Origin of the sequence: Actinomadura sp. 1N219, assembly GCF_044326405.1 — a bacterium.
In the GTDB taxonomy this organism is placed as follows: Bacteria; Actinomycetota; Actinomycetes; order Streptosporangiales; family Streptosporangiaceae; genus Spirillospora.
Window position 1 is genome coordinate 290,560 of the sequence record NZ_JBIRAY010000003.1, and the last position, 14,737, is coordinate 305,296.

Annotated in this window: 15 protein-coding genes; 8 read left to right on the plus strand and 7 right to left on the minus strand. The window is 71.5% G+C overall.

Annotated elements, in window-relative coordinates; genetic code table 11:
• Positions 1-21 precede the first annotated feature (21 nt).
• The 5 genes from ACH35V_RS13515 to ACH35V_RS13535 are packed head-to-tail and all read right to left on the minus strand — an operon-like array spanning position 22 to position 4,985.
• The gene (locus tag ACH35V_RS13515; protein WP_395972386.1) at positions 22-882 is read right to left on the minus strand and encodes an alpha/beta fold hydrolase; all 861 of its coding nucleotides are present in this window, start codon (positions 880-882) and stop codon (positions 22-24) included.
• Positions 879-2,054, minus strand: coding sequence for an acyl-CoA dehydrogenase family protein (locus ACH35V_RS13520; protein ID WP_395972387.1), 1,176 nt, complete (start codon positions 2,052-2,054; stop codon positions 879-881). The genes ACH35V_RS13515 and ACH35V_RS13520 overlap by 4 nt, the downstream gene beginning before the upstream one ends.
• A complete protein-coding gene (locus tag ACH35V_RS13525; RefSeq protein ID WP_395972388.1) occupies positions 2,051-2,899 on the minus strand; it encodes an alpha/beta fold hydrolase in 849 nt (282 codons plus the stop codon). The genes ACH35V_RS13520 and ACH35V_RS13525 overlap by 4 nt, the downstream gene beginning before the upstream one ends.
• Complete coding sequence (locus ACH35V_RS13530; protein WP_395972389.1) at positions 2,896-3,813, minus strand: VOC family protein; 918 nt, start codon at positions 3,811-3,813, stop codon at positions 2,896-2,898. The genes ACH35V_RS13525 and ACH35V_RS13530 overlap by 4 nt, the downstream gene beginning before the upstream one ends.
• Positions 3,810-4,985, minus strand: a complete 1,176-nt coding sequence (locus ACH35V_RS13535) for a hypothetical protein (RefSeq protein ID WP_395972390.1) — start codon at positions 4,983-4,985, stop codon at positions 3,810-3,812. The genes ACH35V_RS13530 and ACH35V_RS13535 overlap by 4 nt, the downstream gene beginning before the upstream one ends.
• A gap of 181 nt (positions 4,986-5,166) precedes the next feature.
• On the opposite strand from ACH35V_RS13535, the gene ACH35V_RS13540 reads away from it, so the two are divergent.
• The 8 genes from ACH35V_RS13540 to ACH35V_RS13575 are packed head-to-tail and all read left to right on the plus strand — an operon-like array spanning position 5,167 to position 13,164.
• Positions 5,167-6,156: an oxaloacetate decarboxylase gene (locus ACH35V_RS13540; protein WP_395972391.1), complete on the plus strand. Its 990-nt coding sequence runs from the start codon at positions 5,167-5,169 to the stop codon at positions 6,154-6,156.
• Positions 6,153-7,568: an FAD-dependent oxidoreductase gene (locus ACH35V_RS13545; RefSeq protein WP_395972392.1), complete on the plus strand. Its 1,416-nt coding sequence runs from the start codon at positions 6,153-6,155 to the stop codon at positions 7,566-7,568. The genes ACH35V_RS13540 and ACH35V_RS13545 overlap by 4 nt, the downstream gene beginning before the upstream one ends.
• A complete protein-coding gene (locus ACH35V_RS13550) occupies positions 7,562-8,338 on the plus strand; it encodes an SDR family oxidoreductase (protein WP_395972394.1) in 777 nt (258 codons plus the stop codon). Before ACH35V_RS13545 ends, ACH35V_RS13550 begins: the two co-directional genes overlap by 7 nt.
• Before the next feature lie 24 nt (positions 8,339-8,362).
• Complete coding sequence (locus ACH35V_RS13555; RefSeq protein WP_395972395.1) at positions 8,363-8,950, plus strand: cysteine hydrolase family protein; 588 nt, start codon at positions 8,363-8,365, stop codon at positions 8,948-8,950.
• Positions 8,951-8,961: 11 nt separating this feature from the next.
• Entirely contained in the window at positions 8,962-10,404 is a 1,443-nt protein-coding gene (locus ACH35V_RS13560) for an FAD-dependent oxidoreductase (RefSeq protein ID WP_395972396.1), read from the plus strand.
• Between the two features lie 2 nt (positions 10,405-10,406).
• Complete coding sequence (locus ACH35V_RS13565; protein WP_395972397.1) at positions 10,407-11,210, plus strand: aspartate/glutamate racemase family protein; 804 nt, start codon at positions 10,407-10,409, stop codon at positions 11,208-11,210.
• Positions 11,207-12,538 carry an FAD-dependent oxidoreductase gene (locus ACH35V_RS13570; protein ID WP_395972398.1) on the plus strand — a complete coding sequence of 444 codons (1,332 nt, stop codon included), beginning with the start codon at positions 11,207-11,209 and terminating at the stop codon, positions 12,536-12,538. Before ACH35V_RS13565 ends, ACH35V_RS13570 begins: the two co-directional genes overlap by 4 nt.
• A 38-nt stretch (positions 12,539-12,576) precedes the next feature.
• Positions 12,577-13,164, plus strand: a complete 588-nt coding sequence (locus ACH35V_RS13575) for a DUF1707 domain-containing protein (protein ID WP_395972400.1) — start codon at positions 12,577-12,579, stop codon at positions 13,162-13,164.
• Between the two features lie 35 nt (positions 13,165-13,199).
• Here ACH35V_RS13575 and ACH35V_RS13580 read toward each other — a convergent pair whose 3' ends face one another.
• Complete coding sequence (locus ACH35V_RS13580; protein WP_395972401.1) at positions 13,200-13,994, minus strand: MMPL family transporter; 795 nt, start codon at positions 13,992-13,994, stop codon at positions 13,200-13,202.
• Positions 13,942-14,565 carry a superoxide dismutase family protein gene (locus ACH35V_RS13585; protein WP_395972402.1) on the minus strand — a complete coding sequence of 208 codons (624 nt, stop codon included), beginning with the start codon at positions 14,563-14,565 and terminating at the stop codon, positions 13,942-13,944. The genes ACH35V_RS13580 and ACH35V_RS13585 overlap by 53 nt, the downstream gene beginning before the upstream one ends.
• Positions 14,566-14,737: the final 172 nt, after the last annotated feature.

Here is a 14,737-nt window from a genome sequence, read left to right on the forward strand (position 1 = left end):
TGCGTGGGCGGTATCGGCTTCTCAGATCTGGCCGTCGACGAAACCCAGCAGGAGGTTCTCGAACGTCTCGGGGTGTTCTATCTGGGTCCAGTGGCCGCACTGGCCGATGACGTAGAGATTGGCCTTCGGGAGTGAGTCGGCGAAGTAGCGGCTCGCGTCCACCGGGATGATCCGGTCGTCGCGGCCGTGGACGCACAGCACGTCGTGCGTGATGGTGGCGAGTTCTTCGCGGGTGAAGAACCGGCGGGCGCCGTTCGGGTCGAAGGACGCCTCGTGCGATCGGCGGACGTCGTCCCGGTTCACATACGCCATCCGCTCCGCCACGACCCGGTCGACGGTGTCGCGCAGCGGTTCGAGGTCGTACACGAATTCGCTGAGCAGCCCTTTCAACGATTCCGCGCTCGGTGACGCGTAGAACTCGCGGAGATGCTTGAGGCCGGGGCTGACCGGCATGTCCGGCGCGCCGCCGCTGCCCATCAGCAGCACCTTGCCGACCAGGTCCGGGCGGGCCAGCGTCATGAGAATGGCGAGCTGGCCGCCCATCGAATTGCCGACCAGATGGACCTTTTCCAGGCCCAGGACGTCCACCAGAGCTAGAAGTGCCTCGGCCCGCAGTTCGTTGAAGGGGCCCATCCCGCGCGGTGCGTCTAGTGGGTGCGCGGAGTCGCCGAAGCCGATCTGGTCCGGCGCCAGGCACCAGAAGCGGTGCCCGAGATCGGCGATTATCCGTTCCCAGTTCGACAGGCCGGTCGCGCCGGGGCCGGAGCCGTGCAGGAAGAGCACGGCCTCCGGGCCGCGTTCGCCGGTCTCGTGCAGGCGGAAGGACAGCTCGTCGCCGCGGACGCGGACGGTCACGTCCGATGAGGTGATGGTCGAGGTCACAGGTGCACCTCGGCGGGGTTCTCGGCGCCGAGATGGCGTCCGCCCCAGGCTTTGGCGAGCGGGTCGCCGAAGAGGAAGGCGTGGCTTCCGGCGGCCACCGCGTCCTGGAACTTCGCCTGCAGCGGGTGGTCGACGAACGCCGAGCGGCCGGACGACACCCGCATCAGCGCCTGGACGGTGTCGAGCGCCGCGTTCGCCGACCGGGCGACGTCCCACCGCCAGAAGGCGCGCTGCTCCAGCGACGGGATCTCGCCGCGCCCGGCGTGCTCCATCAGCTCGCCGGCCGTGCGCCGCACCTTCAGGACGGCGGCGTCGAGCTGCCAGGCCGCCTCGGCGACCTGGTTCTGCACGGTGGCCTCCTCGCGGAGGAGCTGACCGTAGTTGGTGCGGCGGCCGCGCGTCTCGGTGACCCACTGGTCGTAGAAGCCGAGGCACGCGCCGACCGCGCCCGCCGCGATGATCAGGTTGAAGACGACGGCCCAGGGCGTGCGGTAGAGAGGCCCGTCGTTGAGCTCCTGGCCGGGCAGCGGGGTGCCGAGCCCGTGCGTGTAGAACACGTGCGACTGGCCCCGGTGCTCGGGGACGAACACGCCGTCCACCACGATGTCGTCGGACCCGGTGCCGCGCAGTCCCGCGACGTTCCAGGTCTGCTCGATCCGGTAGTCGCCCTCGTCGAGGAGCACGGACGTGAAGTCGGGGTATTCGGCGCCGTCCAGCTCGCGCCGTCCGGCGATGCCGCCGAGGATGACGCCGGAGCAGATGCCGCTGCCGGACGAGAAGCTCCACCGTCCCGACACCTGATAGCCGCCGGGCACCTTCTCGATCTTGCCGGTCGGGGTGTAGGACGAGGCGATCCGCCGCGCCGGGTCGGCGCCCCAGACCTCCTTCTGCGTCTCGTCCGGGAACAGGGCGAGCTGCCACGGGTGGACGCCCACGACGGACGCCACCCACCCGGCGGACGCGGACGCCCGCCCGATCTCGATCACCGTCTCCGCGTACTCGGCGAGATGGACCTCGCCGCCGCCCCACCGGGCGGGCTGCAGCGCGCGGAGCACGCCCGTCGATTCGAGCGCCTCGACCGCGTCCGCGGTGAGTCTGCCCTGCTCGGCGCTCGCCGCGTCGGCCGCCGCGAGCGCGGGCGCGGCCGCCCGCGCCTTGTCGATCATGCTCATCGTTCCCGTCCTCCGAGGAAGGTCCGCAGGATCGCCTGGAAGCGCGCGGCCTGCTCGATCTGGGTCCAGTGCCCGCACTCGTTGAGCACGTACAGGTCGGCCTGCGGCAGGTGCTCGGCCAGGTAGTAGCCGCACTCCAGCGGGACGATCACGTCCTGGCGGCCGTGCACCACGAGGGCCGGCTTGTCGATCTTCGCGAGGTCGTCCGGGGTGAAGCTCAGCATCTCGGGCCCGAACATGGCCCGGTGCCCCGCCTCGATCCACGGGCGCTCCACGATCGGCATCCGCTCGGCCGCGACCTTCTCCACCGTGTCGCCGAACGCGCCCTTGTCGTGGACGAACTGGATCAGCAGCTCCGCCATCGCCTCGACGGTCGGGTCGTCGAAATAGGTGATCAGCTTGATCAGTTCCGGGGTCGGCGCCAGGCCGGGCATGCCGCCCGAGCCCATCAGCACGATCCCGTCGACCAGGCCGGGCCGGAGCTGCGCCATGCGCAGCGAGTACATCCCGCCCATCGAGTTGCCGACGAGGACGACCTTCTCCAGGCCGAGCGCGTCCACGAGCTGGAACAGCGCGTCGATGCGGACCTCGGCCTGCGCCGCGAAGCCCTGCGGCTGCGGGTCCGGGTAGCTGGAGTCGCCGAAGCCGAGAATGTCGGGCGCGACGCAGTGGTAGTCGTCGCCGAGCCCCTCGATGACCTCCCGCCAGTTCGACGCGGCCGTCACCCCCGGCCCGGAGCCGTGCAGGAAGAGCAGGGCGGGCGCGCCCGGCGTGCCGGTCTGGTTGACGCGCAGATGGCGGCCGTTGCCGATCGCGACGTCCTCGACCCGGATCGCGGCGGTCATTCGCCCGCCCCTGGGATCGTGCGGAAGATTCCGGGCGGGCCGTCCAAGTACGCCTGGGAGCGGTGGTGGCCCCAGATGGACGGCAGGTCGTGGGTGCCCGCGACCCAGGTGAGGTCGTCCACGGTGATCCCGCCGTACCCGTACTCGATCTGCATCGAGGACGGCGTCTGCACGTAGATGGACGTCATCAGGTCGTTGGTGTGCCGTCCGAGCGACAGCAGGATCTCCCGCTCCGGATCGGCCGTGAACAGGTCGATGGCCGCGCCGAGGTCGTCGAACGACTCGACCTCCAGCATCAGGTGGTTGATGCCGGTCATGCCGGGGATCTCGGCGACGGCCAGCGAGTGGTGGCGGCCGTTGCAGTGGTAGAAGCGCAGGTTGAAGACGTCGCTCTTCACCCGGTCGGAGAGGCGGAAGCCGAGCGTGTCGGCGTAGAACGCGTTGGCCTTCTCCAGGTCCGGGACGATCAGCACGACGTGGCCGAGACCGAGGTCGCCGGTGACGAAGCGGCCGCGCATGGGGCGTCCCGGGAAGAACGAGTTCGGATGCGAGTGCTGGCCCCAGACCAGCTCGTGCCGGTTCCCGAACGGGTCGGCGAACCAGTACAGCTCCGGGACCTGCCGCTCCTTCAGCTCGTCCGCGCCGCCCGCGTGCACCTCCACGCCCTTGCCGCGCAGCTCCGCGACGTAGGCCCGCAGGACGGTCTCGTTGGCGCAGTCCCAGCCGACGTAGCGGAGCTCGTCCTGCTCCGCCGGGTGGACGGCGATGCGGTAGCCCCGGTCGTCGACCTTGACCCGGACGGCGCCGTCCGCCCCGTCCTCGGCGATGACCGCGCCGAGCAGCCGGGTGGCGTAGTCGCGCCACTCCCCGGCCTTCGGGGACGCGATCCCCAGGTACGCGAGTTGCGAAATCACAGCATGACCTCCGGAGCGGACGAGTCGAGAAGCGCGGCGCCGTAGTACCGGCCGACGCCGTCGGAGACCAGGAACGCGTGCCCCAGCTCGGCGATCACGTCCTGGTAGACGCGGTGGAGGGGGTGGCCGACGAAGACCGTCCGGCCGGACGCGGCGCGCATCAGCCTGTTGATCGCGAAGCCGACCTCCTGGCAGCCCTTGGTGATGTTCCAGCGCAGCCGGGCCCGCTGCCGCTTGTCGAGGTGCACGCCCGCCTCTGCGGCGTCGGTGATCGTGTCGATCGCGTCGTACATCTTCATGACGGCCGCGTCGTGCACCCATTCGGCCTCGGCCAGATGCATCTGCATCAGCGGGTCGTCGGCGTAGGTGCCGCCCCAGTTCGCCTTGCGGACGCGGGTGTCGGACGTCCAGTCGTCCAGGACGCGGCGTCCGAGCCCCAGCATCGGCGCGACGAGGACGAGGTTGAACATCACCGCCCACGGCACCTTGTAGAGCGCGGCCGGGTTCGTCTCCATGCCGGGGGCGGGACGGTCCGGGTTGTACTCGTACAGGGGGCTGGACAGGAAGCGGCGCCGGGGGATGAACGCGTCCGCGACGACGATGTCCTTGCTGCCCGTGCCGCGCGAACCGCGGACGTGCCAGGTGTCCTCGATCTCGTACTGGTCGCGGTGCAGCAGCGCGGAGCCGTAGTTCGGCACCTCGACGCCGGGCGCGGCCTCGACCTTCCCGGCGAAGCCGCCGAGGATCACGCCCTGGGCGTGGTCGCAGCCGGACGAGAACGACCAGCGTCCGGACACCCGGTAGCCGCCGTCGACGGGCTCGATCTTCCCGGTCGGGGCGTAGGAGGACGAGGCGTTCCAGTCCGGGTCGGACGCCCAGATCTCGGCCTGCGTCTCCTCGGGGAACAGCGCGAGCTGCCACGGGTGCGAGCCCATGACCCCGGCCACCCAGCCCGCCGAGGGCGCGATCCGGCCGAGCTCGTACACGGCGGTGAGGTGCTCCCGCAGCGACAGCTCGGCGCCGCCCCAGCGTTTCGGCTGCAGGCCGCGCAGGAGGCCGGTCTCCCGCATGAGCGAGAAGGCCCGGCCGGTCAGCGTGCGCTGCTCGGCCGACAGGTCCTCCTCGGCGCGAAACTCCGGCTCCAGCCGGCGGATCTCGTCCAGGACGGTCATCGGCGTCAGTTCCTTCGGTGGTCGAGGGCGGGCGATCCGGGCGTGACCGGCATCTCTGTAACATTCACTACATGGACGGTAGAACGATCGCTCCAGGGAACGCAAGTGTTCAGCAGGTAAATCAGGAACTTGCGCTTCCGCGATGACTGATGTCACGGTTAGCGTCTGTAGTAATCACTACATGGAGGAGCTCGTCGTGCCGCACACCCCGCCCTGGGAGCCGGGCCTGCTCGCGTCGCTGACCGGCGTCGGCCCCGGCCCGAGCGCCCGCGACAGGCGCCTCGCGCTGCGCTCCGCGCTGGCCGCGGCCGTCCCGGGCGCGGGGGGCGAGCCGCTGGTGCTGCCCGGAGTGACCGACGCCCTCGGCGCCCGGCTCGCCGAAGAGGCGGGCTTCGCCGCCGCGTACGCCACCGGCGCCGGGCTGGCCAACGCCGGCTACGGGCTGCCCGACATCGGGCTGATCTCCCAGGCGGAGGTCGCCGGCCACGCCGGACGGCTCGCCGAGGCGACCCGCGTCCCGCTGGTCTGCGACGCCGACACCGGCTACGGCGGGCCGCTCGCCGCGATGCGCACCGTCCGGCTGCTGGAGCGCGCCGGGGTCGCGGGCCTCCAGCTCGAGGACCAGGAGACGCCGAAGCGGTGCGGGCATTTCGACTCGCACGCGCTGATCCCGTCCGGGCACATGCAGACCAAGATCGCGGCGGCGTGCGCGGCGCGGACGGACGACGCGCTGGTGATCATCGCCCGCACGGACGCCCGCTCCGTCCACGGGATCGACGAGGCGATCGAGCGGGGCCGCGCCTACGCGGAGGCGGGCGCCGACGTGCTGTTCGTCGAGGCGCCGCGGACCGTCGCCGAGCTGGCCCGCGTCGGGCGCGAGCTGGCCGGCGTCCCGCTGGTCGTCAACGTCGTCGAGGGCGGCAAGACCCCGCAGCTCACGGTGGCGGAGTACGCGGAACTCGGCTTCGCGGTCGTGCTGTTCGCCAACTACCTGATGCGCTCGATGCACTTCGCCGGACGCGAGGCGCTGGCCCATCTGCGGGAGCACGGGGAGACCGCGTCCCGGGCCGGGCGGATGGTCGGCTGGGCGGAGCGGCAGAACCTGTTCAACCTGCCGCGGTTCAGCGCCGCCGAAAGCGCGCTGGACCGGGAGTACGGGAGCTTCGGGTGAACGGCGTCACCGGCGTCAGCGGCCTGCCGGTCGAGACCGAGTTGCCCGAGCGCGTCGGCGTCCTGGTCCTGGGCGCGGGGCTCGCGGGATGCGCCGCGCTGCTGGCCGCCGCCGAGGCGGGACGGTACGCCCTGCTGCTGGAGAAGACCGGTGAGATCGGCGGCTCCACCGTGAAATCCGCCGGGCTCTCCGCCTTCGCCGGGACGGACGAGCAGGCCGAGCAGGGCATCGCCGACTCCGTCGACCTGCTCCGCGAGGATCTGCTGGACGTCGGCGGGCGGCGCAACGACCCGGCGCTGGTCGACCTGTACTGCGAGCATCAGCTGGAGACGTACCGCTGGTTGAAGGGGCACGGCGTCCAGTACGGGGAGATCCACGCGGCGTCGGGGCAGTCGGCGCCGCGCAGCCATCCCGCCGACACCACCCGCATGCTGGACCTGCTGCTCAGGGCGGCCGGTGAGCGGGGTGCGCGGATCATGCTCGACGCGCCCGGGGAGCGGCTGCTGCACGACGGCTCGCGGGTCACGGGCGTCCGGCTGGCGGACGGACGCGACGTGCGCGCAGACGCGGTCGTCCTCGCCACCGGCGGATTCTCCATGAATCCGGAACTGCTCGCCACGTTCGCGCCGCAAATGGAGCACGCGCTGCGCCAAGGCGGTGCGGGCAATCAGGGCGACGGCCTGAAAATGGCCATGGCGCTGGGCGCCGGGCTGCGCGACACCCCTTGCATCAAAGGCACTTACGGCCATTATCACGTCGAGCACCCGGACGAGGACGGCACCGGAATCCTCGCCGTCTACAAGGGCGCCATCGCGGTCAACCGCGAAGGGAACCGGTTCGCCGACGAGTCGAGGAACTACAAGGAGATCGGGGACGCCGCGCTCGTCCAGCCCGGCGTGACCACCTGGCAGGTCTTCGACTCCCGGACGATGGCGCTGGCCAACGACGAGGTGCCGATCTACGAGTTCGCCGGACGCGAACGCGCCGGAATGCTCGCCAAGGCCGCCACGATCGCGGGGCTCGAAGCCGAGATCGGCCTTCCCGAGGGCTCCTTGCTGCGCACCGTCGAGGAATACAACGAGGCGATTCTGCGGGGCCGTCCCGATCCATTCGGACGGACGCATCTGTCCGGCGGGGTCGGGAAGCCAACGCCGATCGATCGCCCGCCCTATTACGCGCACCCGTCGGGCACGGTCGTGCTCGCCACGTACTGCGGGCTCACGGTGGACACGCGAATGCGCGTCCTCGACTGGTGGGGCGCGCCGATCGGGCGCCTCTACGCGGCCGGTGAGGTCACGGGCGGATTCCACGGCGCGGGCTACATGACCGGCACGTCCATTGGGAAGTCGGGTGTTTTCGGCCGCCTCGCCGGTCACCACGCCGCGGCCGAGGAAAGCGAGCTCGAATGGTGAGGCCGGCGGAATTGTTCGACCTGTCCGGGCAGGTCGCGCTGGTGGTGGGCGCGGCGTCCGGCGGTCTCGGCGAGCGCGCGGCGCGGGCCCTCGCGGACGCGGGCGCGCGGGTCGCCGCCGCCGACCTGGCGTCGCGCGCCGCCGACCTCGCCGCCACCGCGAGCGCCTGCGGGGCGAGCGAACACGAGGTCGACGTCACCGACGAGGCGTCCGTCGCGGCCGCTATCAACGGCGTTATCACCGAGCACGGACGGCTCGACGTCGTCGTCAACGCGGCGGGCGTCATGCTGCGCAAGCCCTACGACGAGACGACGGTGGACGAGTTCGAGCACGTCGTCCGCGTCAACCTCACCGGGACCTGGCTGGTCGGGCGCGAAGCGGGCAAAGCCCTCACCCGGCAGGGCCGCGGCGGGCGCATCGTCAACCTCACCACCGTCTACGCCGAACGTGTCGGGCCGGTGCCGGAGTCGGCGTACTACGCGTCCAAGGCCGGGGTGGTGAACGTGACACGCGCGCTCGCCGCCGAACTCGGCCCGCACGGCGTCAACGTCAACTGCCTGGCCCCGAGCGTCTTCTACCCCACGCAGATGACGGCCGCGCTCGGCGACCAGCCCGACCGGCTGAAGTGGTTCGGCGACCGCACCATGCTCGGCCGCCTCGGCGACCCCGACGCCGACTTCGCCGGCCCCCTGCTCCTGCTCGCGAGCCCCGCCGCCGCGTACATGACCGGTCAGGTCGTGTACGTGGACGGCGGCTGGTCCGCGTGGTAACCCCTTCCGACCGAGGAGACTGTGATGACCGCCGCCAAGAAGGCCCTGCTCATGCTCGACTACCAGGTCGCGCTGTGCGAGGAGGGCCCGCATCTGCGGATGCCGCCGCTCGCCGCGCAGATCGCCGAACGCGGCGTCCTGGCGACGGCGGAGCGGGTGCTCGCCGCCGCCCGCGCCGCCGGGACGCTCGTCGTGCACGTGCGGCTCGCCTTCGACGCGTCCTACAAGCTGCGCACGAACCGCCTGCCGCGCTTCGACCCGTACGAGGAGCAGCGCGCGATGCTCGCCGGCTCGCCGGAGGCGCAGATCGTGAAGACGCTCGCGCCGGGCGAGGGCGAGCCCGTCGTCGACAAGGGCTGCGTCGACCCGTTCGTCGGGACGCCGCTGCGCGACCTGCTGGCCGCCGAAGGGGTCGCGGAGGTCGTCCTCGGCGGCGTCGCCACCAACCTGGTGGTCGAGTCGGCGGCGCGGCACGCCTCCGACTCCGGCCTCCAGGTGACGGTCGTCGAGGACATGTGCGCCTCGTTCCGCCCGGACTTCCACGAGTTCTCCGTGACCCACATGCTGCCGCTCTTCGGTTCCGTGATCGGCTCCGCCGAGCTCGGGTTCTGAGGGGGACGGCCGTGCGGACCCACACCTATGACGTCGTCGTCGTCGGCGGCGGAGTCGCGGGCCTGTCCGCCGCCGTCGCGGCGGCGGAGAGCGGCGCCCGCGTCGCGGTCCTGGAGCGCTCCCCGGAGGCCGAGACCGGCGGCAACACCCGCCACACCGAGGCGTTCCTGCGCATGAAGTCGCTGGACGAGGTCGCCGACGGATTCGAGGACGCCCTGGTCGACGACTTCATGGGCCACCCGGACCCGTCCATCGTCAATGACGCGGCACTCCCGCCGCGGCGGCGTAGCGCGCTCTACCGCGCCGCCCACACCGTCGACCCCGACTACGTCGCGACGCTGGCCGAGAACGCGCCGCCGACGCTGCGCTGGATGTCCGGGCACGGAGTCAGGTTCGACTTCATGCCCACCCCGTTCCTCACTCAGTCGACGACCCGGATGGCGCCGGTGGGCGGCGGGCAGGCCATCGTCGAGACGATGGGCGAGGCCGCCCGCGGGCTCGGGGCGGAATTCCATTTCGAGACCACGGCCCGCCGGCTCACCTCCTCCGGGCAGGGCGTCGGCGGCGTGTTCGCGCACACTCCCACCGGCCCGGCGGTGTTCGAGGGCGCGGTCGTCCTGGCCAGCGGCGGTTACCAGGGGAACTTCGAACTGATGGCCCGCTACCACGGCGACAGGGCGCTGACCTGCCGTCCGGTCGCCAGGGGCGGCAACTACAACAAGGGCGAAGGGCTGGAGATGGCGCTCGCGCTCGGCGCCGCCACCGCCGGGAACTTCGCCCTCTTCCACGCCGAGCCGATCGACCCGCGCAGCGGCGCGCCCGAGGCCGCGGTCTTCTGCTTCCCCTACGGCGTGCTGATCAACAAGGAGGGGCTGCGGTTCGTGGACGAGGCGCGCGGCACCGTCGACGCCTGGTACGAGCGGACGACCCGCTCCATCCAGGCCCAGCCGGACGGGATCGCCTGGGTGATCCTCGACCAGCGGGGCCTGGCGGTGCCGAACCTGATGGCCGGGGTGCGCACCGACGTCGCGCCCGTCACCGCCGCCACGATCGGTGACCTGGCGCGGCGGCTGGAGCTCCCCGCCGCTGCCGTGGAGTCGACCATCTCGGCGTACAACGCGGCCTGCCCTCCCCCGGACGGATTCGACCACGCCCGTCCTGACGGGCTCGCGACCGGCGGGCTCGTCCCCGCGAAGTCGAACTGGGCCCGTCCCATCGCGGACGGGCCGTTCGCCGCCTACCCGATCATGGCGGCGAACGTCTTCAGCTTCGGCGGCCTCAAGACCACCGCGGCCGCAGAGGTCGTCGACCGCGATGGCCGTCCCATGCCCGGCCTGTACGCGGCCGGGGAGCTGACCGGGCTGTACTACTCGAACTACACCGGCTCCACCTCGGTGCTGCGCGGCGCGACGTTCGGACGCATCGCGGGCGCGAACGCCGCCGCAGGGGGTTGAGCATGCGGATCTGGCACCAGTCGTTCACGGTCCTGGACGACGTCCCGCACTACCGCGACGCCCTGGCCCGGCACCTGCGGTCGCAGGCGGCCCCCAGTACGGAGATCGACCTCCATGGGATGAAGCCCGGCACGTACCCGTCCGACTATCCGGGAACGCACATCGGCTACGCCTACCTCGCCGGGCTGCACAAGGAGCAGTTCGCGCACGCGGCGCTGCGGGCGGAGGACGAGGGATACGACGCCTTCCTGATCGCGACCATCCCTGACACCGCGTACGAGGAGGTCCGCACGCTCGTCGACATCCCGGTCGTCGCGTTCGGCCAGACCTCGGTGCTGATGGCCGCACAGCTCGGCGACCGCGTCGGCATCGTCAACTTCATCGGCGCCCTCGAACCTCAACTGCGCCGGAACATGCGCGACTACCGGCTGGACTCGCTCGTCGGCCCCATCGTCCAGGTGGACGCGCAATTCACCGATGTCATGGCCGCCTACGCCGACCCTCAGCCGCTGGTGGACGCCTTCGTCCGGGCCGCGCGGAAGGCGATCGAGGCGGGCGCGAACGTCATCGTCCCCGGCGAGGGGCCGCTCAACGTGTTCCTCGCCGACCGGGGGATCTCCCGGGTCGACGACGTCCCGGTGCTGGACTCCCTCAGCACCTGCGTCCGCGTCGCGGAACTCCGCGCCGCGCAGTTCCGGGCCACCGGCCTGGCCCCGGCGCGCACGGGATTCCACGGCGCGCGCCCGCCCCGTCCCCTGGTCGACGCCGCCCGCGACTTCTACGGGACGTCGAGGACCCTGGGATGACCGTTTGGGACGCCGAAGTGGACGTCGCCGTCGTCGGAGGCGGGGCATGCGGCGTGATGACCGCCCTCCGCGCGGCACGGAACCCGGCCGTGACCGTCGCCGTCTTCGAGAAGTCCGCCCGCGAAGGATGCAACGCGGCCATCTCCTCGGGCTCCCTCGCCGCCGGAGGCACCCGCTGGCAGGCCGCCGCGGGCATCGAGGACTCGCCGGAGCGGCACGCCGAGGACATCCTCCGGGCCAGCGGCGACGAGGAATGGCGTCAGGTGGTGGAGGCGCTCTGCGGGGCGGCCCCGGAAATGGTGCACTGGATCGCCGACACCGGTTATCCCATAGAACTCGGCACCGACATGCCCCGGGCCGGAATGACGGCCCGGCGCCTGCACACCGACACCGGACGCCTGGGCGGCGGCCGCCTTATGCGCCACCTGCGCGCCCTTATCGATAAACACGGCAACGTCGCCTTCGTCGACGAGGCCCCCGTCATCGACCTCGTCTCCCACCTGGGCGAGGCCACGGGCGTCGTCGTGTCCCAGAACGGCTCCCCGCAGCGAATCCGGGCCGGTGCCGTCGTGCTCGCCGCCGACGGTTTCGCTGGAAACCGGGCGCTGGTCGAAGAGCACCTCCCCCACCTCGGGACGCCCTTCTACGGCGGGGTTTCCACGTCCACCGGCGACGCACTCGGCTGGGCGCTGCGGCTGGGTGGGCAATTGCGGAACATGGGCGCCGCACTGCGTTCCGGCCTGGTCGTCGTCGACCACGGCACCCGCGTGTCCCCCGCGCTGCCGTTCAATGGCGCCGTCCTGGTCAACCTGGACGGCGAGCGCTTCGTCGACGAGGAATCGAAGGGCTATTCGTCCATGGCGGGCGTCCTGCGGCGGCAACCGGGCGAACGCGCCGCGATGATCTGGGACGCCACCGCAATGGCCGCCACCCGCGAGTCGGAAATGATGCGCGAATGCCTAGCCGCAGGCGCCATCCACGATCACCCGACCATCAAAGACCTGGCCGCGTCCCTGCACCGAACACCGGAGGAAACCGAGCGCGCGCTAATCCCATTCCCAGGCCGCCGCCACCTGACCGCGCCGTACCACCTCGCCTGGGTCACCCACGGCCTGCTCGCCACCCAGGGCGGTCTCGTGATCGACCCGTCCGGACGCGTCCTGACCGCTGCGGGCGAACCGATCCCCGGCCTGTACGCGGGCGGCGGCACCGCCTGCGGCCTAGCAGGCCCTCACTCCGACGGCTACCTGTCCGGCAACGGCCTGCTCGCAGCCTTCGGCATGGGCTGGCTCATAGGCGACAACCTCTCCAGCAAACATAGATCGTAGAATTTCGGTGGCGTTCACCACGTCGCCGAGGAGGCCGGATGTCGCCAGATCCGCCGAGGCCACCCGCGCTGCGCGCGTCCGACGCGGACCGCGACCGGGTCATGGAGCTGCTGCGCGCCGCCGTCGCCGACGGCCGGCTCGACCCGGCCGAGTTCGACGAGCGGCTGGACGCGGCCCTCGCCGCCCGCACCATCGACGCGCTGACCCCGCTCACCGCCGATCTGATCGCGACCCCGGGCCGCGACGGCGCACCCATGTCGCCGTTCACCGGGACGCCGGCCGAGCCGCCCGCCGAACGACTCACCATCAAGGAGCGGCACGGCTCGGTGCGCCGCGAGGGCCGCTGGACGCTGCCGCACCGGCTCGTGCTCCGCACCGCATGGTGCGGCGTGATGCTCGACCTGACCAGCGCGGTGCGCACCGGCCCCGAACTGGTCATCGAGCTGCGGGTGAGCGGAGGCAACGTGGAGTTGATCCTGGCGCCGGGCATGGCGGTGGACGCCAACGAACTGTCAGTGCGGCACAGCAGCATCGCGATCGACAGGAACGCGGACGACGACGCACCGGAGACGCTGCACATCCGCCTGACAGGCCGTCTACGGCACGGCCACCTCACACACCGCTAAAGCGCCCTCTGCACATTCGTGCACCGCAGCCGTAGTCAGGTCGCCCGGCTGACCGGTGCGGGGGTGCGGTGGCGGTGCGGGAACCACCAGTTCCAGTGGCCCATCAGGCGCATCGCCGCGGGGACGAGGACCAGCCGTATCACTATGGCGTCCACCGCGATGGCGACGGTGAGCCCGACGCCGATCATCGCGACCGGGACGACCTGCGCGGTGGCCAGTGCCCCGGTGACGATGGTCAGCAGCAGCGCGGCGCTGGTGATGATGCCGCCCGTGCGCTGCAGTCCGGTGGCGACCGCGTGGACGTTGTCGCCGCTGCGCAGCCACTCCTCCCGCACGCGGCTGAGGAGCAGGGTCTCGTAGTCGGCCGACAGCCCGAAGGCCACCGCCAGTACTAGGACGGGGGTCGTGGACGACAGCTGCCCGGTCGCGGGCACTCCCAGGATCGGGGTGAGCCCTCCGTCCTGAAAGCCCCAGACCAGCACGCCCAACGACGCCGTGAGCGACAGCGCCGCCACCGCCAGCGCCTTGATCGGCAGGAGGACGGACCGGAACGCCGCCGCGAGCAGCGTCCCCGTGCTGACCACGATGATCAGCAGCGTCCACGGCAGCGCCCCGGCGATCAGGTCCAGGTCGTCCATCACCTCGGCGGTCGCCCCGCCCACGAGCACGCCGCCCGCGCCCCGCGGCGGCGGCAGGACGCGGACGGCACCATCAACGACATTGCGGAAATGGTCCGCCTCCGCCTCAACGCGACGTCCGCGTCCAGGGGCCCTGGTGTCAGTTCTCCTGGTCCTTGATGACTCCGCACGCGCTGCGGCCCCCTGAGTCACCGGCCTTCAGGGTGTCCGCGTCCGGGCCCTTCTTGCCTCCTGACTCGTACCGCTCCGGGATGTTTCCGTGGTTGTCGGCCAGCGCGTGGACCACGATCGCGCTGCCGTCGGCGTCCAGGAGGTCCTGGGTCTTGAACCGGTCGGTGAGCGTCTCGGCCGTGCCCCGCCCGTTCTGCCCGACCTGCAAGTTCGGGAGGTCGCCCGCGTGGGTTCCATGAGTGTGGGGGCCGCCCACGTCCAGGTGGGGCCCGGCGGTGAAGAACGGGCTGACCTTGCCGGTGCTGGGGTCGACGGCGGCGGGATCGCACTTGCCGACCGCGTGCACGTGGAAACCGTGGAAACCGGCGGGCAGGTTCCACACCTGGACCGACACGCGCTGGCGTCCCCAGCCGGCTCCCGTGACGGTCAGCCTCCCCACTTCCTTGCCTTGGACGTCCGTCACCTGCGCGGTCAGGCCCTGGCGGCCATCGCCGGTGGCAGCCTGGACGGCCGCCGATATCCCCACCACCCCCGCCGCTCCCCCGAGTGTGGCCAGCACGGCCAAGTGAGCGACCGAAACGACTCTCTTCATATCCGTCTCTTCCTAGGAGTGGGACGACCCTCTACCACGCAAGTCTTGGTAGTGGCAGCCGCACCGGGACGGCAACGGCGATCTCCGAATCCGGCAGCCTTCAACAAGATCCCGTCACCGAGCGCCAACTGGCCGCCGCCTGTGCGAGACGCTCGCCCGGGGGGATGCCGGT

Bases quoted from the DNA above. Each gene is read 5' to 3' on its own strand.
- ACH35V_RS13520 (WP_395972387.1), bottom strand. From the start codon at position 2,054: ATGAGCATGATCGACAAGGCGCGGGCGGCCGCGCCCGCGCTCGCGGCG.
- ACH35V_RS13525 (WP_395972388.1), bottom strand. From the start codon at position 2,899: ATGACCGCCGCGATCCGGGTCGAGGACGTCGCGATCGGCAACGGCCGC.
- ACH35V_RS13535 (WP_395972390.1), bottom strand. From the start codon at position 4,985: ATGACCGTCCTGGACGAGATCCGCCGGCTGGAGCCGGAGTTTCGCGCC.
- ACH35V_RS13540 (WP_395972391.1), top strand. From the start codon at position 5,167: ATGGAGGAGCTCGTCGTGCCGCACACCCCGCCCTGGGAGCCGGGCCTG.
- ACH35V_RS13550 (WP_395972394.1), top strand. From the start codon at position 7,562: ATGGTGAGGCCGGCGGAATTGTTCGACCTGTCCGGGCAGGTCGCGCTG.
- ACH35V_RS13555 (WP_395972395.1), top strand. From the start codon at position 8,363: ATGACCGCCGCCAAGAAGGCCCTGCTCATGCTCGACTACCAGGTCGCG.
- ACH35V_RS13565 (WP_395972397.1), top strand. From the start codon at position 10,407: ATGCGGATCTGGCACCAGTCGTTCACGGTCCTGGACGACGTCCCGCAC.
- ACH35V_RS13570 (WP_395972398.1), top strand. From the start codon at position 11,207: ATGACCGTTTGGGACGCCGAAGTGGACGTCGCCGTCGTCGGAGGCGGG.
- ACH35V_RS13575 (WP_395972400.1), top strand. From the start codon at position 12,577: ATGTCGCCAGATCCGCCGAGGCCACCCGCGCTGCGCGCGTCCGACGCG.
- ACH35V_RS13585 (WP_395972402.1), bottom strand. From the start codon at position 14,565: ATGAAGAGAGTCGTTTCGGTCGCTCACTTGGCCGTGCTGGCCACACTC.